19 protein-coding genes and 1 pseudogene are annotated in these 24,143 nt (G+C 60.6%); 12 read left to right on the top strand and 8 right to left on the bottom strand.

What is annotated here, in order from left to right; translation table 11 throughout:
• From CD175_RS20265 to gcvH, 6 genes and pseudogenes are all read left to right on the top strand, one after another.
• Window positions 1–111, top strand: a pseudogene (locus CD175_RS20265) (tetrameric acyl-CoA thioesterase); the annotation flags it as partial.
• A 9-nt stretch (window positions 112–120) separates the two neighbouring features.
• On the top strand, window positions 121–1,338 hold the full coding sequence (locus CD175_RS20260) for a 2-octaprenyl-3-methyl-6-methoxy-1,4-benzoquinol hydroxylase (RefSeq protein ID WP_167399549.1): 1,218 nt from the start codon (window positions 121–123) through the stop codon (window positions 1,336–1,338).
• Between the two features lie 221 nt (window positions 1,339–1,559).
• Complete coding sequence (locus tag CD175_RS20255) at window positions 1,560–2,564, top strand: extracellular solute-binding protein (protein WP_104450220.1); 1,005 nt, start codon at window positions 1,560–1,562, stop codon at window positions 2,562–2,564.
• Window positions 2,565–2,706: 142 nt separating this feature from the next.
• Entirely contained in the window at window positions 2,707–4,323 is a 1,617-nt protein-coding gene (locus CD175_RS20250) for an ABC transporter permease (protein WP_104450219.1), read from the top strand.
• 156 nt (window positions 4,324–4,479) lie between these two features.
• Window positions 4,480–5,562 carry a glycine cleavage system aminomethyltransferase GcvT gene (gcvT, locus tag CD175_RS20245; RefSeq protein WP_104450218.1) on the top strand — a complete coding sequence of 361 codons (1,083 nt, stop codon included), beginning with the start codon at window positions 4,480–4,482 and terminating at the stop codon, window positions 5,560–5,562.
• Between the two features lie 49 nt (window positions 5,563–5,611).
• Window positions 5,612–5,995 (top strand): glycine cleavage system protein GcvH, encoded by a 384-nt coding sequence (gcvH, locus tag CD175_RS20240; RefSeq protein ID WP_104450217.1) that lies wholly within the window; start codon window positions 5,612–5,614, stop codon window positions 5,993–5,995.
• An 84-nt stretch (window positions 5,996–6,079) separates the two neighbouring features.
• On the opposite strand, the gene CD175_RS20235 is transcribed toward gcvH, so the two are convergent.
• Window positions 6,080–7,219, bottom strand: coding sequence for a DegT/DnrJ/EryC1/StrS family aminotransferase (locus CD175_RS20235; protein WP_104450449.1), 1,140 nt, complete (start codon window positions 7,217–7,219; stop codon window positions 6,080–6,082).
• A 154-nt stretch (window positions 7,220–7,373) separates the two neighbouring features.
• Between CD175_RS20235 and gcvP the strand changes: the two genes are divergently transcribed.
• Complete coding sequence (gcvP, locus tag CD175_RS20230; protein ID WP_104450216.1) at window positions 7,374–10,247, top strand: aminomethyl-transferring glycine dehydrogenase; 2,874 nt, start codon at window positions 7,374–7,376, stop codon at window positions 10,245–10,247.
• Window positions 10,248–10,441: 194 nt separating this feature from the next.
• Here the strand turns inward: gcvP and CD175_RS20225 are convergent, their stop codons facing one another.
• The 5 genes from CD175_RS20225 to CD175_RS20205 all read right to left on the bottom strand — a co-directional run bounded on the left by CD175_RS20225 (window position 10,442) and on the right by CD175_RS20205 (window position 14,504).
• A complete protein-coding gene (locus CD175_RS20225) occupies window positions 10,442–10,759 on the bottom strand; it encodes a DUF2388 domain-containing protein (RefSeq protein ID WP_104450215.1) in 318 nt (105 codons plus the stop codon).
• A 68-nt stretch (window positions 10,760–10,827) separates the two neighbouring features.
• Window positions 10,828–11,277 (bottom strand): NfeD family protein, encoded by a 450-nt coding sequence (locus CD175_RS20220; protein WP_104450214.1) that lies wholly within the window; start codon window positions 11,275–11,277, stop codon window positions 10,828–10,830.
• Between the two features lie 8 nt (window positions 11,278–11,285).
• Window positions 11,286–12,206 carry an SPFH domain-containing protein gene (locus tag CD175_RS20215; RefSeq protein ID WP_104450213.1) on the bottom strand — a complete coding sequence of 307 codons (921 nt, stop codon included), beginning with the start codon at window positions 12,204–12,206 and terminating at the stop codon, window positions 11,286–11,288.
• An 84-nt stretch (window positions 12,207–12,290) separates the two neighbouring features.
• Window positions 12,291–14,075, bottom strand: coding sequence for a type IV pilus assembly ATPase TfpB (tfpB, locus tag CD175_RS20210; protein ID WP_104450212.1), 1,785 nt, complete (start codon window positions 14,073–14,075; stop codon window positions 12,291–12,293).
• 90 nt (window positions 14,076–14,165) lie between these two features.
• Entirely contained in the window at window positions 14,166–14,504 is a 339-nt protein-coding gene (locus CD175_RS20205; RefSeq protein WP_104450211.1) for an ACT-like domain-containing protein, read from the bottom strand.
• Between the two features lie 126 nt (window positions 14,505–14,630).
• Here CD175_RS20205 and CD175_RS20200 point away from each other — a divergent pair, with 126 nt between their 5' ends.
• Window positions 14,631–15,095: an Lrp/AsnC family transcriptional regulator gene (locus CD175_RS20200; RefSeq protein WP_104450210.1), complete on the top strand. Its 465-nt coding sequence runs from the start codon at window positions 14,631–14,633 to the stop codon at window positions 15,093–15,095.
• A 90-nt stretch (window positions 15,096–15,185) separates the two neighbouring features.
• On the opposite strand, the gene CD175_RS20195 is transcribed toward CD175_RS20200, so the two are convergent.
• Window positions 15,186–16,553: a CYTH domain-containing protein gene (locus tag CD175_RS20195; protein WP_104450209.1), complete on the bottom strand. Its 1,368-nt coding sequence runs from the start codon at window positions 16,551–16,553 to the stop codon at window positions 15,186–15,188.
• Window positions 16,554–16,710: 157 nt separating this feature from the next.
• Between CD175_RS20195 and argE the strand changes: the two genes are divergently transcribed.
• A complete protein-coding gene (argE, locus tag CD175_RS20190) occupies window positions 16,711–17,880 on the top strand; it encodes an acetylornithine deacetylase (RefSeq protein ID WP_104450208.1) in 1,170 nt (389 codons plus the stop codon).
• A 244-nt stretch (window positions 17,881–18,124) separates the two neighbouring features.
• Window positions 18,125–19,423: an amino-acid N-acetyltransferase gene (gene argA / locus CD175_RS20185; protein ID WP_104450207.1), complete on the top strand. Its 1,299-nt coding sequence runs from the start codon at window positions 18,125–18,127 to the stop codon at window positions 19,421–19,423.
• 93 nt (window positions 19,424–19,516) lie between these two features.
• Here argA and tauA read toward each other — a convergent pair whose 3' ends face one another.
• Complete coding sequence (gene tauA / locus CD175_RS20180; RefSeq protein WP_420849133.1) at window positions 19,517–20,500, bottom strand: taurine ABC transporter substrate-binding protein; 984 nt, start codon at window positions 20,498–20,500, stop codon at window positions 19,517–19,519.
• Between the two features lie 370 nt (window positions 20,501–20,870).
• Here tauA and CD175_RS20175 point away from each other — a divergent pair, with 370 nt between their 5' ends.
• On the top strand, window positions 20,871–22,226 hold the full coding sequence (locus tag CD175_RS20175) for an OprD family outer membrane porin (RefSeq protein WP_104450205.1): 1,356 nt from the start codon (window positions 20,871–20,873) through the stop codon (window positions 22,224–22,226).
• A gap of 412 nt (window positions 22,227–22,638) precedes the next feature.
• Complete coding sequence (locus CD175_RS20170; RefSeq protein ID WP_104450204.1) at window positions 22,639–23,979, top strand: OprD family porin; 1,341 nt, start codon at window positions 22,639–22,641, stop codon at window positions 23,977–23,979.
• Window positions 23,980–24,143 lie beyond the last annotated feature (164 nt).

Here is a 24,143-nt window from a genome sequence, read left to right as displayed (position 1 = left end):
AAAAACCTGCCGCACTTGCAGGTCGACATTCATGACGGCGTCGGCCACCTGGTGGCGCGGGTCGGAAAAACCCTTTACGTGCGGCTCAAGCCGCAAGAGAGACAGGCTTAAAGCATGGAAATGCGCGCAGATCTGCTGATTGTCGGGGCCGGAATGGTCGGCAGCGCTTTGGCGCTGGCGTTGCAGAACAGCGGGCTGGAAGTCCTGCTGCTGGACGGCAGCCCCATGAGTGTCAAACCCTTCAACGCTCAGGCCGCGTTTGAGCCGCGCGTGAGCGCCTTGTCGGCTGCCAGCCAGCGGATTCTCGAACGCCTTGGCGTCTGGGACGGCATCGCCGGGCGGCGCAGCAGCCCCTACACCGACATGCAGGTCTGGGATGGCAGCGGCACCGGGCAAATCCACTTCTCGGCGACCAGCGTGCATGCCGAGGTGCTGGGGCACATCGTCGAAAACCGAGTGGTCCAGGATGCCTTGCTCGAGCGCCTGCACGACTGTGACCTAGGGTTGCTGGCCAATGCACGGCTGGAACAGATGCGCCGCTCCGGCGATGACTGGCTGCTGACCCTGGCCGATGGCCGCACCCTGCGCGCGCCGCTGGTGATCGCAGCGGATGGCGCCAACTCGGCCGTGCGGCGCCTGGCCGGGGTCGCGACCCGCGAATGGGATTATCTGCACCATGCCATCGTCACCAGCGTGCGTTGCGCCAAGCCGCACCAGATGACGGCCTGGCAGCGCTTCACCGACAACGGTCCGTTGGCGTTTCTGCCGCTGGAACGCGACGGCGAACAGGATTGGTGCTCGATCGTCTGGTCGACCACACCCGGCGAAGCCGAACGCTTGATGGCGATGGATGACCAGGGTTTCTGCAAGGCACTGGAGCGAGCCTTCGAGGGGCGACTCGGTGAAGTGCTCAGCGCCGACCCGCGCCTGTGTGTGCCCCTGCGCCAGCGGCATGCCAAGCGTTATGTGGCGGAAGGCCTGGCGTTGATCGGCGACGCGGCCCATACCATTCACCCGTTGGCCGGGCAGGGTGTGAACCTCGGATTCCTCGATGCCGCCGTGCTGGCCGAAGTGTTGCTGCAAGCGGCAACCCGTGGCGAACGCCTGGCGGATGTGAAAGTCCTCAGCCGTTACGAGCGTCGGCGCATGCCCCACAACCTGGCGCTGATGGCGGCGATGGAAGGCTTCGAGCGCTTGTTCCAGGCAGATCCGTTGCCGGTGCGCTGGTTGCGTAATACCGGGTTGAAAATGGTTGAGAAGATGCCGGAAGCCAAGGCCTTGTTCGTGCGTGAAGCGCTGGGGTTGACCGGGGATCTGCCGGCGCTAGCCAAGCCCTGAGTTCTCTATTGAGGCTGATGGCCTCTTCGCGAGCAGGCTCGCTCCCACCTTGGAATGCATTTCAAATGTGGGGGCGAGCCTGCTCGCGAAGACGGCGGCACATTCGCCCTCAATTTCTGCTTGTGCAACATCCGGTAACTCCTCCGCCGCCAGCTTCGATTGAGAAGCTAAATGTGAGTCCTTATCATTTGGCCTCATTTTTCAATCGAGAGACCGCTCCCATGTTGGCACCGAAGCGTCTACTGACTGCACTGGCCCTGACCCTGATTGGCAGCACCGCCGTCCAGGCCGCTGACGAGGTGGTGGTCTACTCCTCGCGTATCGACGAGCTGATCAAGCCAGTATTCGATGCCTACACCGCCAAGACCGGCGTGAAGGTGAAGTTCATCACCGACAAGGAAGCGCCCCTGATGCAGCGGCTCAAGGCCGAGGGCGCGAATACGCCGGCCGACCTGCTGCTGACCGTCGATGCCGGCAACCTCTGGCAAGCCGAGCAGATGGGCATCCTCCAGCCGTTCACCTCGAAAACCATCGACGCCAACATTCCGCTGCAATACCGGGCAGCCTCCCACGCTTGGACCGGCCTGAGCCTGCGGGCGCGGACCATTGCCTACTCCACTGACCGTGTGAAGCCGGGCGAACTGACCACCTACGAAGCACTGGCCGACAAGCAATGGGAAGGCCGCCTGTGCCTGCGTACGGCGAAGAAGGTCTACAACCAGTCCCTGACCGCGACCATGATCGAAGTGCACGGCGCCGACAAGACCGAGGAAATCCTCAAGGGTTGGGTCAAGAACCTGTCCACTGACGTATTCTCCGACGACACCGCCGTGCTCGAAGCGATCAATGCCGGCCAGTGCGATGTCGGCATCGTCAACACCTACTACTACGGCCGCCTGCACAAGCAGAAGCCGGACCTGCCGGTGAAGCTGTTCTGGCCGAACCAGGCCGACCGTGGCGTACACATCAACCTGTCGGGTATCGGCCTGACACAACACGCGCCACACCCGGAAGCGGCCAAGGCCCTGGTGGAGTGGATGACCACGCCTGAAGCGCAGAAGATCTTTGCCGACGTGAACCAGGAGTTCCCGGCCAACCCGGCCGTGCAGCCATCGGCTGAAGTCGCTGCATGGGGCAAGTTCATCGCTGATACCTTGCCTGTGGAAATCGCTGGCAAGCGCCAGGCCGAGGCGATTCGTCTAATGGACAAGGCTGGCTGGAACTGACACCTGCTGGTTTAAAGAGCAAAAGATCGCAGCCTTCGGCAGCTCCTACAGGGTGATCACCAACCCGATGTAGGAGCTGCCGAAGGCTGCGATCTTTTCGCGTTTCACGTACATTTCGTTGATTTATCCAGAGAGCTTTTCCTTGGCCCACCCCGCCCAACGCCGCTGGTATCCCGTCGTCTTCGCCATCGCTGCGCTGGTCCTGTTGCCCCTGAGCGTCCTGCTGCTTTCCTGGCAAACCATCGACGTTCAAATCTGGTCCCACCTGTGGGACACGCAGATGCCGCGCTTGCTGGGCAACACACTGACGCTGGTGCTTGGCGTTGCTGTGGGTGTCACCCTGTTGGGTGTCAGCCTTGCCTGGCTGACCAGCCTTTGCGAATTCCCCGGCCGGCGCTGGCTGGACTGGGCATTGATGTTGCCCTTCGCGATCCCGGCCTATGTGCTGGCCTTCGTCTTCGTCGGCCTGCTGGATTTTGCCGGGCCCGTGCAGACGCTGCTGCGAGAATGGTTCGGCAGCGGTCTGCGGCTGCCGCGCGTGCGCTCCACGGGCGGGGTGATTGTGGTGCTGGTGCTGGTTTTCTATCCCTATGTGTATCTGCTGGCCCGCACGGCCTTCCTCGCCCAGGGCAAAGGCCTGATGGAAGCGGCGCGGGTCCTTGGTCAATCGCCCTGGCAAGCGTTCTGGCGGGTAGCGCTGCCCATGGCGCGGCCAGCCATTGGAGCGGGCGTGGCATTGGCGCTGATGGAAACCCTGGCGGATTTCGGCGCAGTGTCGGTGTTCAACTTCGATACCTTCACCACGGCTATCTACAAGACCTGGTACGGTTTTTTCAGCCTGTCCTCCGCTGCGCAACTGGCCAGCCTGTTACTGCTGGTGGTGATGCTTGTGCTGTACGGCGAGCGGCGTGCTCGCGGGGCCAACCGGGCGGGCAACGAGCGACCACGGGTCAAGGCGCTGTATCACCTGCGAGGCGTCAAGGCGCTGGCAGCCATGACATGGTGCGGGCTGGTGTTTGCCTGCGCCTTTGTCATTCCAATGCTGCAACTGATGGTGTGGTTCTGGCAGCGTGGGCGCTTCGATCTCGACGAACGTTACGCCGGGCTGATCGCCCATACCTTGTACCTGGGGGCGATGGCGGCGTTGATCACCGTCAGCGTCGCCTTGTTGCTGGCGTTTGCCCGACGCCTGGCGCCCACCCGGGTCATTCGTTCCGGGGTCAGTCTGGCCAACCTGGGTTACGCCTTGCCGGGCTCGGTGCTGGCGGTGTCGATCATGCTGGCGTTCAGTTACCTGGATCGCGAGCTGGTGATCCCGCTCTCGAGCTGGCTCGGTGGCGCGGGCAAGCCGCTGCTGCTGGGTAGTCTGTCAGCGTTGTTGCTGGCCTATCTGGTGCGCTTCATTGCGGTGGCCTACGGACCCTTGGAAAGCAGCCTGGCGCGTATACGGCCATCTTTGCCCGAAGCGGCACGTAGCCTTGGCGTCAGTGGGCCACGACTTTTTTTCAAAGTGTATCTACCGTTGTTGTTGCCCGGCACCTTGAGTGCGGCGCTGCTGGTGTTCGTCGACGTGCTCAAGGAAATGCCCGCGACCCTGCTGATGCGCCCGTTTGGCTGGGACACGCTGGCGGTGCGGATCTTTGAAATGACCAGCGAAGGAGAGTGGGCGAGGGCATCTTTGCCAGCGTTGACGCTAGTGCTGGTCGGGCTGCTGCCGGTCATCGGATTGATCCGGCGCTCAGCGCATCGAAACAGCTAGGTGTCAGTCCTACACCTTGCGGCTACAATGCGCGGCATTCGGTGCGGTCCGTCTGACAGACCAGGTAGCTGAAATCGGCTAAAGGCCTTTTGTTTCAAGGCATTCAGTCCGTGCAGCACTTGCCCGCACCTTCGCCACGCCCGGAAGGAGAAACCCATGGGACAGCGTACGCCTCTGTATGACCTTCATCTCGCGCTCGGCGCAAAGATGGTCGATTTTGGCGGTTGGGACATGCCTCTGCATTATGGATCGCAGGTCGAGGAACACCATCAGGTGCGCCGCGATTGCGGTGTCTTCGATGTATCCCACATGACCGTTATCGACGTCGGCGGCCCCCAGGCCAAAGCCTGGCTTCAGCATTTGCTGGCCAATGATGTCGAACGCCTGCACAGCCCCGGCCGTGCGTTGTACAGCACCATGCTCAACGAGCAGGGCGGCATCGTCGACGACATGATCGTCTACCGTCTCGACGAGGGCTATCGCCTGGTGGTCAACGCCTCCACCCGCGATCAGGACATGGCCTGGATGCAAGCGCATCTCGACGGTTTCGACGTGCAGCTTCGCGAGCGTTCCGAGTTGGCGATGCTGGCCATCCAGGGGCCTCACGCCCGGCAAAAGATTGCCGAGCTGGTCAACCAGTCCCGTGGCAACCTGATCCAGCTCCTCAAGCCCTTCGAAGGCCTGCCCGATGGTGACTGGTTCATCGCGCGCACCGGTTATACCGGCGAAGACGGCCTGGAAATCATTCTGCCGGCGGATCAGGCGCCCGGGTTCTTCAACGATCTGGTCGGTGCCGGGATTTCTCCCATCGGTCTTGGCGCGCGAGATACCTTGCGGGTCGAAGCCGGCATGAACCTTTACGGTCAGGATATCCAGCAGGATGTTTCACCCCTGGCCTCCAATATGGCCTGGACCATCGCCTGGGAACCTGCCACCCGGCAGTTCATCGGGCGCAAGGCCCTGGAAGCCGAGCAAGCCGCTGGTGTACAGCACAAACTGGTCGGTCTGGTCCTTGAGGAGCGCGGTGTTTTACGCGCTCATCAGGTGGTCCGCATCGCCGATGTTGGCGAAGGGGAGATCACCAGTGGTAGTTTCTCTCCTACGCTTAGCAAGTCGATAGCACTGGCGCGCGTGCCGATGGCAACTGCCGACCGCGCTGAAGTGGAAATTCGTGGCAAGTGGTACCCGGTCCGGGTGGTCAAACCGACCTTCGTACGCCACGGCAAAACCTTGATCTAATCTTTTCCAGCGGTTAACTACCGCTGACAATTTCCTGAGGACACAGAACATGAGCAATATCCCTGCCGACCTGCGTTTTGCCGAAAGTCACGAATGGGCACGTCTGGAAGCCGATGGCACCGTCACCGTGGGCATCAGCGATCACGCGCAGGAAGCGCTGGGTGATGTGGTGTTCGTCGAACTGACCGAAGTTGGCAACGTGTTTGCTGCCGGTGATCAGTCGGGTGTCGTTGAATCGGTCAAAGCCGCTTCTGATATCTACTCCCCGATTGCCGGTGAAGTGATCGCGGTCAACGAAGCGCTGAGTGCTGAGCCTGAGCTGCTCAACTCCGATCCGTACAGCGCGTGGATCTTCAAGCTCAAGCCAAGCAACACCGCCGATCTGGAAAAACTGCTGGATGCCGCCGGCTACAAGGCCGCCATCGGCGAGTAATGCTCGCCCCTGTAGGAGCCGGCTTGCCGGCGATGGCGTCCTCTAAATCGCCATCGCCGGCAAGCCGGCTCCTACAAGGGTGGATCAAGGCTTGAGTACTGCTTTCACCGCCGCCACCGAGCGCTCGACATCGGCTTTGCTCATCGCGGTGAACATCGGCAGCGAGACAATCAGCCGACCGACCCGCTCGGCGACCGGGAACATGCCCTCCTTGAAACCGCGCTCGCGGTAAAGACTCAACAGGTGAATCGGCGGGTAGTGATAGCCGATCCCGACACCCAAAGCCTGCATCTGCTCCATGAAAGTCGCCCGTGCCGGTTTGCCATCCGTGCGTTCCGGCAATACCAGCTGGAACAAATGCCAGTTGCTGTGGGTGAAATCCGCCGGAGGCAGTTGCGCTCCGTACTGCGCTTCGAAATCCTCGCCAAAGCAGGCGAAATAATGCTGGGCCAGCTCACGGCGATGAGCGGTGATGGCTTCGATATGAGCAAATTGCCCCAGGCCAATGGCTGCGGCGACGTCGGTCATGTTGAATTTGCCACCCAGCACGTCGACGTCCAGGCCATCGAAGCCGTTGCGGGTAACGCCCTGCAGCCGGTATTTCTCTGCCAGTCGCACTTCTTCGGGCGTAGTCAGCACCAGGCAACCGCCTTCGGAGGAGGTGACGTTTTTGTTCGCCTGAAAACTGAAGGACACGAAATCACCGGTCGAGCCAATGCGCTGGCCGTTCCAGCTGGAGCCCAATGCCTGGGCCGCATCCTCGACGATTCGCAGGCTGTGCTTCTTCGCCAGTGCGTACAGACGCGTCATGTCCACGGGCAATCCGGCGAGGTACACCGGGATGATGGCCTTGGTGCGTGGAGTGATCGCTGCTTCCAGTTGATCCAGATCGATATTGCGCGTCACCGGGTCGATGTCGGCAAACACCGGGGTGGCGCCGACCTCCAGGATGACGTTGGCGGTGGCCACCCAGGAAATCGGCGTGGTGATCACTTCATCGCCCGGCCCGACCCCGGCAATACGCAAGGCGATTTCCATGGTGCAGGTGCCGGAATTGAAGGTGCGCACCGGGCGCCCGCCAAAATACTCCGAGAGTTGCGCTTCGAAGGCCTGGACCTTGGGGCCGCTGGTAATCCAGCCCGAGCGCAATACGTCACCGACAGCGGCGATCGTGGCTTCATCGATGGTGGGTTTGGAAAACGGCAGGAACGGCAGTTGGCTCATGGATACGTTCACCCGATCAGCGGACATTAGAGAGGCGCCGGACATGATGAGCCGGATTGGCCGACGACGCCACGCCATCCACGCGGAGATCGACTGCTATGCTGGTTTGACCGTGTTGCATCGACGCTGAGCGCCAGTCAAGAGAGAGCCCGTCATGTCCCAGTTGCCGTCCCTGAGCCAGTTACACGACCCCAATGCCTTTCTGCGCCGCCACCTAGGACCCGATGCCGCCGAGCAACAGGCGATGCTCGATAGCCTCGGCCTGGGCAGCCGGGTCGAATTGATCGAGCAAACGGTGCCGCCGGGCATCCGCCTCAACCGGGCGCTGGACCTGCCCCCGGCGCTCGATGAAGAGGCTGCGTTGGCCAAGCTGCGCGGTTATGCCGAGCAGAACCAGGTCTGGACCAGCCTGATCGGCATGGGCTACCACGGTACCCTCACGCCGGCGGTGATTCTACGTAACGTGCTGGAAAATCCCGGCTGGTACACCGCATACACACCCTATCAACCGGAGATCGCCCAAGGGCGGCTCGAAGCGCTGCTGAACTTCCAGCAATTGACCATCGACCTGACCGGCCTGGAGTTGGCCAACGCCTCGCTGCTGGATGAGGCCACCGCCGCGGCGGAAGCGATGGCCCTGGCCAAGCGGGTCGCCAAGTCCAAAAGCAACCTGTTCTTTGTCGACGAAAACTGCCACCCGCAAACCATTTCCGTGGTGCAGACCCGCGCCGAAGGTTTCGGCTTCGAGCTGATCGTCGATGCTGTGGATAACTTGAAGCAGCACCAGGTGTTCGGTGCGCTGCTGCAATACCCTGACACCCACGGCGAGATCCACGACCTGCAGCCATTGATCGATCACCTGCACGCGCAACAGGCCCTGGCCTGTGTCGCCACGGATTTGCTGAGCCTGTTGCTGCTGACCCCGCCGGGTGAACTGGGCGCCGATGTAGTGTTCGGCTCGTCCCAGCGATTTGGCGTGCCCATGGGCTACGGCGGGCCGCATGCGGCCTTTTTTGCCAGCCGCGATGAGTACAAACGGGCGATTCCCGGGCGGATCATCGGTGTTTCGAAAGATGCACGGGGCAACACCGCCCTGCGCATGGCCCTGCAAACCCGCGAGCAACATATCCGCCGGGAGAAGGCCAACTCCAACATCTGCACGGCCCAGGTGCTGCTGGCCAATATCGCCAGTTTCTATGCGGTCTACCACGGCCCGGAAGGGCTCAGGCGAATCGCCCAGCGGGTTCACCGGCTGACCTGCATCCTGGCCGCCGGGCTCGAGCGCAAGGGTATCACCCGGGTCAACCGGCACTTCTTCGACACCCTGACGCTGGAGGTCGGCGGAACCCAGACCGCGATCATCGAAAGTGCCCGGGCCGCGCAGATCAACCTGCGCATTCTCGGGCGCGGCCAACTGGGCTTGAGCCTTGACGAGGCCTGCGACGAAACCACCGTGGCGAAGCTGTTCGACGTGTTTCTCGGGGCCGATCACGGGCTCAGTATCGAGGACCTGGATGCCGAAGTCCTGCCTGGTGGAATTCCCCAAGGGTTGCTGCGAACTTCACCTTATCTGCGTCATCCGGTGTTCAGCGCCCATCACAGCGAAACCGAGATGCTGCGCTACCTCAAGCAACTGGAAAACAAGGACCTGGCGCTCAATCAATCGATGATCCCGCTGGGCTCCTGCACCATGAAGCTCAACGCCACCAGCGAGATGATCCCGATCACCTGGCCGCAGTTCGCCAATCTGCACCCGTTCGTGCCGAAGGAGCAGGCCGCCGGGTACGGGCTGATGATCGAGGAACTGGAGCGCTGGTTGTGCGCGATCACCGGTTTCGATGCCATCTGCATGCAGCCCAACTCCGGTGCCCAAGGCGAATACGCCGGGCTGCTGGCGATCCGCAAATACCATGAGAGCCGGCAACAGGGCGGCCGCGATATTTGCCTGATTCCTTCGTCGGCGCACGGCACCAATCCCGCGTCGGCGCAAATGGCCGGGATGCGCGTGGTGATCGTCGAGTGTGACGAGGCCGGCAACGTAGACCTGGATGACCTCAAGGAAAAAGCCGCGCAGGCCGCCGAGAAACTCGCCTGCCTGATGGCGACCTATCCTTCGACCCATGGCGTGTATGAAGAAGGCATCAGCGAAATCTGTGAAGTGATCCACCATCACGGCGGACAGGTGTACATGGATGGCGCCAACCTCAACGCCCAGGTCGGGCTGGCGCGGCCGGCGGATATTGGCGCCGATGTCTCGCACATGAACCTGCACAAGACTTTCTGCATTCCCCATGGTGGCGGCGGTCCGGGCATGGGGCCGATTGGTGTTAGGGCACATCTGGCGCCGTTCGTGGCCAACCATCCGGTGGTTCCGATCGACGGGCCGCAGCCGCAAAATGGCGCCGTCAGCGCGGCGCCCTGGGGCAGCGCAAGCATTCTGCCGATCAGCTGGATGTACATCGCCATGATGGGGCCGCAACTGGCGGACGCCAGCGAAGTGGCGATCCTGGCTGCGAATTACCTGGCGCGGCATTTGTCCGGTGCCTTTCCGGTGCTGTACACCGGACGCAACGAACGGGTGGCCCACGAATGCATCCTCGACCTGCGACCGCTCAAGGTGTTGACCGGCATCACTGAAGAGGACGTCGCCAAACGCCTGATGGACTACGGCTTCCATGCCCCGACCATGTCGTTCCCGGTGCCGGGGACGCTGATGGTCGAACCGACCGAAAGTGAATCGAAAGCGGAGCTGGACAGGTTTATCGGCGCAATGCTGAGCATCCGCGCAGAAATCAACGAGGTGCAGAACGGTAACTGGCCGGCTGAGGAAAACCCGTTGAAAGGTGCGCCGCATACGCTGGCCGATATCACCGGCGTGTGGGAGCGGCCGTACAGCATCGAGCAAGCCGTCACGCCGGACGCGCATACCAAGGCTCACAAATACTGGCCGGTGGTGAACCGGGTGGACAATGTGTATGGGGATCGGAACCTGTTTTGTGCGTGTGTGCCGGTCGACGACTACCGTTGACCTCCCAGGCAATACATAACCCCTGTGGGAGCGAGCCTGCTCGCGAATGCGGTGTGACAGTCAATGAAGTTTTTACTGATCCACCGCTATCGCGAGCAGGCTCGCTCCCACAGGGGCATCAGTGAACATGGGATTTCTGTTCGTCGGGCAAAAAAATGCCGCTCAAGTGAGCGGCATTTTGCTGTTCTCGACTGTTACTCCGAAACCACGGCATTCTTCGCCAGGATCGCATTCGCCAGTTCCATGTCCGTGGCTTGCAGCCCCGGGTTGTCGGCACGGACTTTCTGCATGGCTGCTTCCAGGTACGGGCCGCGGATGCTGCCGTCACTGGCGACGAAGCTGCTGGCATCGTCCTGGGCCGCGACGACCAGCTTGTGATCCTTGGATGTCAGATAGCTCGAACCGGTGGTTGCACCGGACGTAAGAACGTTACGCCAAAAAGTATCGGCCATCGCCGAACCGACAGGCAGGGACAACAGCGCGACGGTAGCGACAGCAAGTTTGAAACGCATGACAGGGTGACTCCACTGGGTTGACTACGCGGTTGGATTGCCAACCCCCAATCGAGTTCCGTGGCTGCCTATTCCGCCGTTTCGACCAGCAGGATCGCGCCTTGCTGGCCGACCACCCGCACGCGGCTGCCAATGGCAGCGTCCGGCCCGCGGGCCATCCACACGCCGTCGGCCACCTTGATTTTGCCGCGACCGTCGACAATCGCTTCATGCACCACGAAGGTCTTGCCAATCAGCTCCTGGCCACGCAGGTTCAGGTGCGGCTGATCGCTTGGACGGGTCGCCGTGCGCTGACGCCGCCACCAGTACAACGCGGTGGCGATCGACAGCAGGCCGAACAACAGGAACTGCCATTCCCACGACAGGCCCGGCAGGAGGAAGGTCAGAACGCCCACGGCAGCCGCGGCCATACCGATCCACAACAGGTAGCCGCCGGCACCGAACACTTCAAGAATCAACAGCACCGTGCCCAGCGCCAACCAGTCCCAGAACGAAAGATGCTGCAAAAATGCCCACATGGCGGGCCTCAGGCTTTCTTGTTGTCGAAAGTGGCTTTGACGATTTCGCCGATGCCGCCCACCGCGCCGATCATCGAACTGGCCTCCAGCGGCATCAGGATCACTTTGCTGTTGTTGGCCGAAGCCAGCTTGCCCAGCGCATCGATGTACTTCTGCGCCACGAAGTAATTGACCGCTTGCACGTTGCCACTGGCGATGGCTTCGGACACCACTTTGGTCGCCTGGGCTTCCGCCTCGGCTTGCCGCTCCCGGGCTTCGGACTCCAGGAAGGCGGCCTGCCGGCTGCCTTCGGCTTCGAGGATCTGCGCCTGCTTCTTGCCTTCGGCGGTCAGGATCGCTGCGGCACGCAGGCCTTCGGCTTCGAGGATCTGTGCACGCTTGATCCGTTCGGCTTTCATCTGCCCACTCATCGCCGCCATCAGGTCGGCGGGTGGGCTGATGTCCTTGATCTCGATCCGGGTGATCTTGATGCCCCATGGCGCGGTCGCTTCATCGACGGTGCGCAGCAGTTTTTCGTTGATGCCGTCGCGCTGGCTGAGCATGGCGTCGAGTTCCATCGAGCCGAGCACCGTGCGGATGTTAGTTTGCAACAGGTTGCGGATAGCGTGCTCGAGGTTGTTGACTTCGTAGGCGGCCTGGGCCGTGTTGACCACCTGGAAGAAGCACACCGCGTCGATTTGTACCGTGGCGTTGTCGGCGGTGATGACTTCCTGTGGCGGAATGTCCAGCACGCTTTCCATCACATTCATCTTGCGACCGATGCGGTCCATGACCGGAATGATGATGTTCAGCCCCGGTTTGAGCGTATTGGTGTAACGCCCGAAACGCTCGACGGTCCATTCAAAGCCCTGGGGCACGACCTTGAAGCCCATGAACAGAATGGCGACCACCAGGCCGACAAAAAGCAAAAGCACACTACCGATCTGCATAACGATTCCTTGTTGATGTGTGGATCTGTGGAGTTGCAATCGCTGGAGTGTAGCGGTGCCGATGGCGGATAAGAACAGCAGGGCTCAGTTCTGCTCGCTCTGAGGCGTCACGCGCAGCACCTCCTCGATGGTCGTCAGCCCGGCGGCGACCTTTTGCGCCCCTGACAGCCGCAGGCTGCGCATGCCTTCCTTGAATGCCTGGCGTCGCACGGCCAGCAGATCGGTATCAGGACTGATCAACGCCTTGATGCCATCGCTGAGTTGCATGATTTCGTAGACCCCGGCACGGCCGCGATAACCGGTGTCGCGGCATTCCACGCAACCGATGGCTCGTTGGGCATTGCCTGGCAGCGGGGCCTGCCAGGGGCGGGTCAGGGTTTGCCAATCGTCTTCGCCCAGCGCCAGTGGCGCCTTGCAGTGCGGGCACAGGGTTCGCACCAGTCGCTGGGCCATGACGCCAAGCACTGTGGCCTTGATCAGGTAATGCGGCACGCCGAGTTCCAGCAGGCGGCTGATGGCACCGGGCGCATCGTTGGTGTGCAGGGTCGACAGCACCAGGTGCCCGGTGAGCGCCGCCTGGATCGCCATCTCCGCGGTCTCGAGGTCGCGGATCTCGCCGATCATGATGATGTCCGGGTCTTGTCGCATCAGCGCACGCACGCCGGCGGCGAAGGTCAGGTCGATGTTGTGCTGGACCTGCATCTGGTTGAAGGCTGGCTCGACCATTTCAATCGGGTCTTCGATGGTGCAGAGGTTGACCTCCGGCGTCGCCAGTTTTTTCAGGGTGGTGTACAGGGTGGTGGTCTTGCCCGACCCCGTCGGCCCGGTGACGAGGATGATGCCGTGGGGCTGGCGGGTCATGTCCTGCCAGCGGCGCAGGTCGTCGGTGGAGAAACCGAGCTGGTCGAAGTCCTTGAGCAGGACGTCCGGGTCGAAGATCCGCATGACCATTTTTTCGCCGAACGCGGTGGGCAGTGTCGACAAGCGCAGTTCAACTTCGCCGCCGTCCGGGGTCTTGGTTTTCACCCGGCCGTCCTGGGGTTTGCGTTTCTCCGCGACGTTCATGCGCCCCAGGGTTTTCAGGCGACTGACGATGGCCATGGTGACCTGGGGCGGGAATTGATAGACGTTGTGCAACACGCCGTCGATGCGAAAGCGTACCGTGCCTTGCTCGCGACGGGGCTCGATGTGGATGTCGCTGGCGCGTTGCTGGAACGCGTACTGGAACAGCCAGTCGACGATGTTGACGATGTGTGCGTCGTTGGCGTCCGGCTCCTGGTCGCTGGCGCCGAGGTTGAGCAACTGTTCGAAATTGCCGAGGGTGCTGACGTGCGGGTCGGCGCTGTTGGCCCCGGTGACCGATTTGGCCAGACGGAAAAATTCGACGCTGAAGCGCTGGATGTCCACCGGGTTGGCCACCACGCGCTTGATCGGCAATTTGAGCACGTGGGTCAGGTCCGCCTCCCAGCCGCTGACATAAGGCTGGGCGCTGGCCACGGTCACCGCATCACGGTCGATCGCTACCGCGAGGATCTTGTGGCGCTGGGCGAAGGCATAGGACATCAGCGGGGTCACGGCCGCGACGTTGATTTTCAACGGATCGATGCGCAGATAAGGCTGTCCGGCCTGCCGGGACAGCCACAGGGTCAGGCTTTCCAGGTCCAGCAGTTTGCCGGGGCGGCTGAGGTCGCCCAACTGTTGGCTGGCGATGAACTCCAGCGGATGCATTTGGCCATGGGCGGCGTTGCGGCGGCGGGCATTGAGCGCGTGTTCGGCCGAATCCTGGCTGATAAAGCCCTGCGCGACCAGTTCGCGCAGCACATCATTGAGATCCAGCCAGCGGTCCTGAAAGGCGAGTTGAACGGACATGCGGGCTCCTTTTGAACGACAGTGCGCAAAGGATAGCCGTGGCCCGGCTGACCGCTGGGCCACTACCCGACGAAGCCGTTTCGGCGTTTTTCAGCCCGCCGCCTGTACCGTTTCGGCCCAGGCAGAGTCAGCTGCTTGCAGCTCTACCGAGCAGACGCAGATCAGGTTACGAAGTTTTTCCGCTATCACTTGCGCGCGGTGCCAGCTCAAACCGTCGATGACGATCTCGATGGTCAGCCAGTCGTCCTGGCGCTGCACGTTGACCTGTTCCGGCGTGAGCAATTGCAAGGCAAACAGATTGAGGGCGCGACACAGCAGGTCCGGTTCGGCCTCGGCCAGTATTTGATAGCGAACTCGGCAATGGGCATTGCTGATGTTCCAGACATCGGCGCGGGCAGGTGGGGTGTTCACGGCTTCGAGATACGGCATGGTCAGGCTCCAGAATTACTGGAGAAATATTTACATCCTGTACCGGGTATTTCTTCTCTATGATTGGCCAAATGGCAGGAATACAGACTTAATCAATTCACATATTGAGAGATCAAAGGTTTTTTTATGCAGAGCGTACTGGACAGCTACGACCGCAAGATCCTCGCCTTGCTGCAAGAGGACGCTTCGCTCTCCAGCGCGCAGATCGCCGAGCAGGTGGGGCTCTCGCAATCGCCCTGCTGGCGGCGGATCCAGCGGATGAAGGAGGAGGGCATCATTCGCGGCCAGGTGACCTTGCTCGACCGCAAGAAAATCGGCCTGAACACGCAGATCTTCGCGGAGGTGAAACTCAATGCCCACGGGCGTTCGAACTTCACCGAGTTCACCGAGGCGATTCGCGGCTTTCCGGAGGTGCTGGAGTGTTATGTGCTGATGGGGGCGGTGGATTTTCTGCTGCGGATTGTCACGGCGGACATCGAGGCGTACGAGCGCTTCTTCTTCGAGAAGCTGTCGATGGTGCCGGGGATTCAGGAGGTCAACTCGATCGTGGCGTTGTCGGAGATCAAGTCCACGACAAGTTTGCCGGTTTAGGGTTTTGTGGTGATTGTGCGGGCCACATCGCCGGCAAGCCAGCTCCTACAGGTTTTCGGTGTAGGAGCTGGCTTGCCAGCGATAGCGGTATTACAGACGCAGCAACATCTTCCAGGCACGGTTCTGATACACCGCAATCGCCTGCTGCTTGCGCGCATCCAGGACTTCGTCGGTGATCGACTCGTTGGCCAGTTGCGCCAGTTTGTTCAGCTCGCCGTACAGGCGATCCATTTCCGGGATCTCCAGCACGTTACGCGCATGGTGCAGCCAGACCTGGATGCGTTCGATGCGCGGCAGTTGCTCGGCCAGGTCTTCCGGTTGTTGCTGATAGCGTTGCAATTGCAGCGAGTTGGCTTCTTCGCCCAGCAGGCGTGGCAACCAGCTGCCCAGTTGCGCAGCGCCTTGGCGATTGCCACGGGTGTTGCGGTCGGCAGCCCAGGTGCGGGCCAGCAGCCAGCGTGAGGTAGTCAGTGAGAACAGGCCCCAGCGCGGGTCTTCGAGTTCTTCAAGGAACTGCTCGGGTGCGGCTTTGCGCACGTCTTCATCGTCCAGGCCGGCCTGGACCAGCGGGCGCCAGTCTTCCAGCAAGGCATCAAGGGCGATGCGCAGATCGTGAGTTGACTGACGGGGTGCGGCTTGACCAAGGCTGCTGATCAGCGCGCGCATTTCGGCCAGGCACTCGACCCAGTCCTGCAACAGGCGCCAGTGACCGTTGAAGCGATACTGCTCGGCCAGGCGCTGGCTGCTGCCGAGCAAGTGCCAGCTTAGTGCGGCGAACGCGTCGTCCAGCGGCGTTTCGGCCGTGATCTGCGGCGCCGGCAGGCTCAATGAGTAGCTGTGGGCGTCGTACAGGCGATATCCGCGCTCGGCCTTGCTGATATCGCATGGCATCAGCGCCAGTTTCTCGGCCAGCTCGGCGGCCAGCTCCAGCAATGCGGCCGGTTCGCCTTCACGCAGCTCCAGCTCCAGCTCGCAGATTTCTTCTTTCTGCTTGCCGACCACTACGTGGCCGAGGTCCAGGGCGGCTTCGATGACCACTTTGGTCTTGCCGCGGCCCCAGGCGATTTCCGCGCGTTCGCGGACGAAGTCGGTGGTGAAGATCGGCTTCAGGGTTTTCTTGTCCAGTGTGGCCAGTTCCTCGGGCCAGCATTCGCCGTCGAGCTTCTTCAGGTCGAGCTTGGCTTTGGGCAGGTTCCAGTCGTACTCGTTACGCACCGACAGGCCGGCGACGCTCTGGCCGCGGGTCTTGAGGGTCTGGATCACTTCTTCGCCATCCTTGCGCAGGCGCAGGGCGACTTTGGCCTGGGCCAGATCGCGCTCTGGGGTGTCGAAGTATTGATTCATCAACTCACGGCGTTCCCAGCCACTTTTGTTGCGTTTTTTCAGTAAGGGGTGCTCGCGCAGGGCGGCGAGGGTTTCGCGGCTGACGCGGAGTTTGATTTCGGTTTCTTTCTGCATGGCCGGAAAATCCAGGATCGGGAGCGCAGCCGGGGGAATGTGTGGCTGCCAAGGTCGTGCAGTGTACAGGACTCAAGGTTAGTACGCGCCGAGACGGTTTATTCCTGTCATCGGTTGGTTCTATGATGAACCTCAATTCGGGTGCCGGGAGTCAGCGATGCCATTGCCGTCGATGAAAGAACAGTTCGCGGCGCTGATCGCCGCGCCGTCCGTCAGTTGTACCCAGCCCAGACTCGATCAAAGCAACCGCCCGGTCATCGATCTGCTGGCGACGTGGCTCGGTGAGCTGGGTTTTACCTGCGAGATCCAGCAGGTCAACCCCGGCAAGTTCAACCTGCTGGCCAGTTTCGGTTCCGGCCCCGGCGGCCTGGTGCTGGCAGGGCACAGCGACACCGTGCCGTTCGACGGTGCGCTGTGGCAAACCGACCCGCTGAAGCTGACGGAAGTCGACGGTCGTTGGGTCGGCCTGGGCAGTTGCGACATGAAGGGGTTTTTCGCCCTGGCGATCGAAGCGGTCATACCGCTGCTCGATCAGCCGTTCAAACAGCCGTTGTTGATTCTCGCCACCTGCGATGAAGAAAGCTCGATGTCCGGTGCCCGTGCGCTGGCCGAAGCGGGGCGGCCGCTGGGGCGGGCGGCGGTGATCGGCGAGCCGACCGGGCTCAAGCCGATCCGCATGCACAAAGGCATCATGATGGAGCGCATCGACATCCTCGGGCAGAGCGGTCACTCTTCCGACCCGCGCCTGGGCCACAGCGCCCTGGAGGCCATGCACGATGCCATCGGCGAACTGCGTGGCCTGCGCTTGTTATGGCAGCGCGAATTCCGCAATCCACAGTTTGGCGTGCCGATGCCAACGATGAACTTCGGCTGCATCCATGGCGGCGACAATCCCAATCGCATCTGCGGTCAGTGTTCGCTGGAATTCGATTTGCGACCGTTGCCCGGCATGGACCCCAAGGTCCTGCGTGCCGAGATCCTGCAGAAGCTCAAGCCGGTTGCCGAGCGGCATCAGGTCAAGATCGATTACGCGCCGTTGTTCCCCGACGTGCCGTCGTTCGAACAGGCCGAGGACGCCGAGCTGGTGCGCCTTGCCGAAAAGCTCACCGGTCACAGCGCCGAAGCAGTGGCATTCGGCACCGAAGCACCTTATCTTCAGCGCCTTGGCTGTGAAACGCTGGTGCTTGGCCCGGGTGATATCGCCTGTGCTCACCAGCCGGGGGAATACCTCGAAATGTCACGTTTGCAGCCTACGGTGCATCTATTAAGGCAGCTGATCGAACACTATTGCCTGACGCCGGCCAAAACTGCGGTGCCAACCACTTGAACGCAACACTTGTAGGAGCTGCCGAAGGCTGCGATCTTTTGATCTTGATTCTAAAACCAAAGATCAAAAGATCGCAGCCTTCGGCAGCTCCTACAGGGGACGCGATTAAATTGCCAGTTTCCAAACCCGTATTCATGAGGAGAGCGCGCGTGTCGCCAAGCCTGTTCCGACGATAACCATCAGCCCGCTGTGCGTTTTCAGTTTCGCCCTTTTTTTGGCTGCTATTTATTACAGGCCCAGGTTCATGCCCGAATACGTCAATTGGCTTCGTCACGCTTCGCCTTACATCAACGCCCACCGCGATTGCACCTTTGTCGTCATGCTGCCCGGCGACGGCGTTGAACACCCGAATTTCGGCAATATCGTCCACGACCTGGTGCTGTTGCACAGCCTGGGCGTGCGCCTGGTGCTGGTCCACGGCTCCCGGCCGCAAATCGAAGCGCGCCTCGCGGCCCGTGGCCTGACCCCGCATTACCATCACGGCATGCGTATCACCGATGCCGCGACCCTGGAGTGCGTGATCGACGCGGTCGGCCAGTTGCGCATTGCCATTGAGGCTCGCCTGTCGATGGACATGGCTTCGTCGCCCATGCAGGGCTCGCGCCTGCGGGTGGCCAGCGGCAACCTGGTGACGGCTCGACCGATCGGCGTGCTTGAAGGCGTCGACTATCACCACACCGGCGAAGTGCGCCGGGTCGACCGCAAGGGCATCAACCGTCTGCTGGACGAGCGCTCCATCGTGCTGCTGTCGCCGCTGGGCTATTCGCCGACCGGGGAGATTTTCAACCTGGCTTGCGAAGACGTCGCCACCCGCGCGGCCATCGACCTGGGTGCGGACAAGCTGCTGCTGTTCGGCGCCGACCTGGGCCTGATCGACGAACACGGGCGGCTGGTGCGCGAGCTGCGTCCACAGCAAGTGCCGGCGCATCTGCAACGCCTGGGCAATAACTATCAGGCAGAGTTGCTCGATGCCGCGGCCGAAGCTTGCCGTGGCGGCGTGGCCCGTAGCCATATCGTCAGTTACGCCGAAGACGGTGCGTTGCTGACCGAGCTGTTCACTCGCGACGGTGGCGGCACCCTTGTGGCCCAGGAACAGTTCGAAGTGGTACGCGAAGCGGCCATTGAAGACGTCGGTGGTTTGCTGGATTTGATCAGTCCGCTGGAAGAGCAGGGCATCCTGGTGCGCCGCTCCCGCGAGGTGCTGGAGCGCGAAATCGAGCAGTTCAGTGTGGTTGAACGCGAAGGCATGATCATCGCCTGTGCGGCGCTGTATCAGATCGCCGATTCGGACGCGGGTGAACTCGCGTGTCTGGCAGTGAATCCGGAGTACCGCCATGGCGGTCGCGGTGATGAGCTGCTGGAGCGTATTGAAACCCGCGCGCGGGCTCAGGGACTGAAAACCTTGTTCGTCCTCACCACCCGCACCGCGCACTGGTTCCGCGAGCGTGGTTTCGAACCCAGCAGCGTCGACCGGCTGCCGTCGGCGCGAGCGTCGCTTTACAACTATCAGCGTAATTCGAAGATCTTCGAAAAAGCCCTTTGAGGTTGTAGGAGCTGCCGCAGGCTGCGATCTTTTGATTTTGCTTTTCAAGATCAAAAGATCGCAGCCTGCGGCAGCTCCTACAGGAACCTTGTGTTACTCCTGGACAAACTTCGCGCTGACATACGGCGAATAGTCCGGCAGCACCGCCTCTACCTTCCCTTGCTCCTTCAGGAATTTCGCCGTCTCGCCAATGGCCTTGGCCGTGCCGCCGTCCAGCAGCGCGCTGCCCTGTTGCGCCTTGGCATCGGGGAATGCGGAACCGGCCAGTAACTCCGGCACGTCGGCGGCGTTGGCACCGGTCAGTTTGGCGATTTTCTGGACGGGCACCGAATCAACGGTCCATTGGTCCTTATGGGCGGCATAGTCGGCGAACGAATCCAGGGTGACCTTGGCGAATTTGGCCACCACCTCTGGGTGCTTCTCTGCGTAATCCTTGCGCGCTACCCAGACCTCAAAGGTTGGCGCGCCCCATTGGCCGACTTGCGCAGCGTCGGTCAGGGTCTTGCCAGTCTTGCGGATTTCCCCCAGTGCGGGCGACCAGACAAATGCGCCGTCAATATCGCCGCGCTTCCAGGCGGCGGCGATTTCTGCTGGCTGCAGGTTCACCACTTTGACTTTCGAACTGTCCAGGCCCCAGTGCTTCAGCGCACCGAGCAGGCTGTAGTGGGAGGTTGAAACGAAAGGCGTGGCGATGGTCTTTCCGATCAGATCTTGCGGTTTTTCGATGCCGCTGCCGTTACGCACCACCAGCGCTTCGGCGGCATTGATCTGGGCCGAGACGATGAACGCGACAATCGGCAGGTTGCGTGAGGCGGCAGCGGCCAGCGGACTGGAGCCGAGATTGCCGATTTGCACATCGCCCGAGGCAATCGCCGTGACCACTTCCGGGCCGCTGTTGAAGCGCCGCCAGTCGATGGGCTGGCCGATGGTTTTTTCATAAAGACCATCGGCCTGGGGGACTTTGCTGGGGTCGATTCCGGTTTGATAACCGACGGTGAGGTTCGCCGCCTGAGCGGTGAAGGAAAATGCGAGCGATACACAAACTGTAACAATTGATCCGGATAGTGCGCGTTTGATCGTCATGGGGCCGCCTTTCGGTAAAGAAATTGTTTCCGAATTGCGTCGAAAACTAAACGATCTAAAAAAGTAAAAATAAATACCGATTAGGAATTAGCTTATGGTCCAAACCCTCTATTCTGGGGTGAATGGCGATCGGGGAGCTAAATTCCTAAACGGTATTAGAAAAGAATCGGGTAATTCTTTTCAGGTTCATGACGAATTCATGACCCAGCAGGGACCAAAAAAACGGGGGTTAGACTATGGTCGTAGACACATATAGTTACGATTGACTTATGGGTCACGGTCTGGCGCTAATCGCGCATCTTAGGATTTCGGGCGTCGACTCGAGACCAGGAATACAAGAATTAGAATCGAGAGGAGCTTCACAATGAACAAGTCCACCTTGGCTTTGGCCGTGGCCGTAGGGGTAGTTGCGCAGCAGGCAGGCGCCGCAGGTTTCCTGGAAGACAGCAAGGCTTCCATCAGTTCCCGCACCATGTATTACGACGCCGATGTGCGTTCAAGTCTGAGTTCTCCTGCTAACGATCTTCCTGCCAACCGTCAGCGCGAAACCGCTGAGGGTCTCAAGTTCGACTACCTGTCCGGTTTCACCCAGGGTACGGTAGGTTTTGGTATCGACGCCCAAGCTGTGATGGGTATCCACCTGGATGGCGGCAAGGGGCATCACCCAACCGGTAACGCCAACTCGTTCTTCCCTAGCGACGGCGATAAGGCGGCCGACGAATGGAGCCGTCTGGATGGCAACGTCAAGGCTCGCTTCTCGAAGACCGAAGCCCACCTGGGTGGCGCTCTGGCACCTAACCTGCCGATCCTGATCGCGAACGACAGTCGTGTGCTGCCGCAGACCTTTGAAGGTGGCACCATCTCCTCCAAAGAAATCGACAACGTGACCTTTAACTTTGGTCAACTGGAGCATGCGTCGGGTCGCGCCTCCTCGAACTCCACTGGCCTGTCTGTGGCTGGCGCTACTAAGGACAGCAACAAGTTCCTCTACGGCGGTGCTGACTGGAAGGTCACCAAAGACCTCACGCTGCAGTACTACTATGCGAACCTGGAAGACTTCTACAAGCAGAACTTCCTCGGCCTGGTGCACGTCTACCCGATCGCGGCCAATCAGTCGTTCAAGACCGATATCCGTTATTTCGACAGCAGCTCCGACGGCAAGAACGGCGACGCCGGCTATCAATTCAACAACAACAATGGCTTTGCCAAAGAAAGGGGCGTGGTCGATAACAAGACCTGGAGCGCCATGTTCACCTATACCCTGGGTGGCCACGCGTTCCTGCTCGGGCATCAGCGCGTCAACGATGACGGCGGCTTTGTGTTCTTGAACCAGGGCAGCCTTATTGATGATCAGGGTCGTCAAGAAGGTGCCGGCGGCGCCAGCTTCTACTCGTTTACCGATGCCACGGTGGGCAGCTTTATCCGTGCCGGTGAAAACACCACCTTCGGTCAGTACTCCTATGACTTCGCCTCCCTGGGTGTACCGGGGTTGAAAGCTTCGATTGGTTACTTGAATGGCCAGGACATCAAGGCTACCAGCGGTGTGGGTAAAGACCTGAGCGAGCACGAGACTGACGCGCGTGTGGACTACGTGATTCAAACCGGTGCACTGAAAGGGTTTGGTACGACGCTGCGTCACGGTACCTACCGTGGCAACACCAGCACCCTTGATCAAGACCAGACCCGTCTGATCTTCAACTACACCTACAGCTTCATGTAATAGCCGCAAGAAAAAGCCCCGTCGGTTGGCGGGGCTTTTTTTCGTGTCGAGCTTTATATTCCAAAAACAAAGATGTTATTTCTTTTTTATTCTTTTTGGTTTTTTAATCCGCACACTAAAGTGCGCCTGTCCGACACTCATCCCTGAACTCGGATTTGGCAGCTTCGTCCCTCGACAATTGATCAGTTTCAGGAATCGGCCCTGCCGCCGATACCTCGGATCTGCCGTGGGAAGTCATATTCCACAGTGATATTAAAAAAACCAAAGAAATTCTTTTTGGCTTTAAGGCCATGTATCCTGCGGCCCGCCAAACGACCGGCTTAGACGGTTTGCCGCGAATTTATGCATTCAGGATCCCGGGCAATCGATTCGGGACCAGGAGCATCAGAACTAGAAACGAGAGGAGCGAAACATGAACAAGTCCACCTTGGCCATGGCTGTGGCCGTCGGGGTATTGGCCCAGCAGGCAAACGCCGCGGGTTTCATCGAAGACAGCAAGGCAACACTGGGGCTGCGTAACTTCTACATCAACACCGACAACCGCGACGGTACCGGTCCCAACAAAAACGAAGAGTGGGGCCAAGGCTTCGACCTGCGTTTCATTTCCGGTTACACCCAGGGCACCGTCGGTTTCGGTATCGATGCGATCGGCCTGTTGGGCGTCAAGCTGGATTCGGGCGGCGGTACCAACGGCGCCACGGCGACTTCTTACGGCGGCACGGTTTTCCCGAGTAAATCCAATGGCGAGGCGGTAGATGATTTCTCCAGCCTGGGCCTGACCGCCAAAGCCAAGGTTTCCCAGACTGAATTGAAGCTGGGTACCCTGCAGCCGAAAAACCCGGTGATCGTGACCAACGATGGTCGTCTGCTGCCGCAAACCTGGCAGGGTGGCCAGATCACTTCCGCCGAGATCAAGGACCTGTCGCTGGTCGCCGGTCAGATCGAAGCCGTTAAAGGCCGTAACTCCAGCAACAATGAGCAGATGTCGATTTCCGGTGCGAACACTCGCGGTACCAAGTTCCGCGACAGCAACAAGTTCATCTATGCCGGTGGCGACTACAAGATCACCAAGGACCTGACGGCTCAGTACTACTACGGCAAGCTGGAAGAGTTCTACAAGCAGCACTTCCTGGGTCTGGTCCACAACTGGGCAATCGGCCCAGGCGTGTTGAAGTCGGATTTCCGCTATTTCAACAGCTCTGATGATGGTGCCAACGGTCACGACCCGCTGTACTTCACCACTGGCAACTACAACGCGCCAAACGGTAAAGGCAAGGTCGACAACAACCTGTACAGCGGCCTGTTCCTGTATTCGGTTGCCGGTCATACCTTCGGTGGCGGTTACCAGGTCAGCAACGGCAGCAGTGACTTCCCTTGGCTGAACCAGGGTGACGGTTCGTCGAACTACACCATCACCGATTCGCAAATCCAGAAGTTCGGCCGTGCCGGCGAGAAAACCTGGCAAGCACGTTACTCGTTCGACTTCGCCAAGGTCGGTGTGCCTGGCTTGACCGCGGGTCTGGTGTACTTGCACGGCGACAGCATCGATACCGTCAACGCCAAGGGTGGCCAGGCGGCCAATGGTGCTTCCGAGTGGGAGCGTGACCTGAGTGTTGCCTACGTGGTGCAGGAAGGTCCGTTGAAGAACCTGGGCCTGGCGTGGAAAAACGCTACCTGGCGCACCGACCTGCCGAACACCCGTTCGCAGGACGAAAACCGTCTGATCGTCAGCTACTCGATCCCGCTGTTGTAATAGCGTTCGCGTAACCGAGACAAAAAAGCCCCGCCCGGTGCAATACCGGGCGGGGCTTTTACATGTTCAGGACGGGTTCACCCCCGTAATCCCGTCCTGAGTTCCCTCTTTGCAGCAACTCAAGGCCTTCTCGAACCTCGCGGCCGATGTTCGGCGGGTTGTGC

It is taken from the genome of Pseudomonas laurylsulfatiphila, assembly GCF_002934665.1.
GTDB classification, from domain to species: domain Bacteria; phylum Pseudomonadota; class Gammaproteobacteria; order Pseudomonadales; family Pseudomonadaceae; genus Aquipseudomonas; species Aquipseudomonas laurylsulfatiphila.
This window is presented reverse-complemented; position numbering and strand designations above follow the sequence as displayed.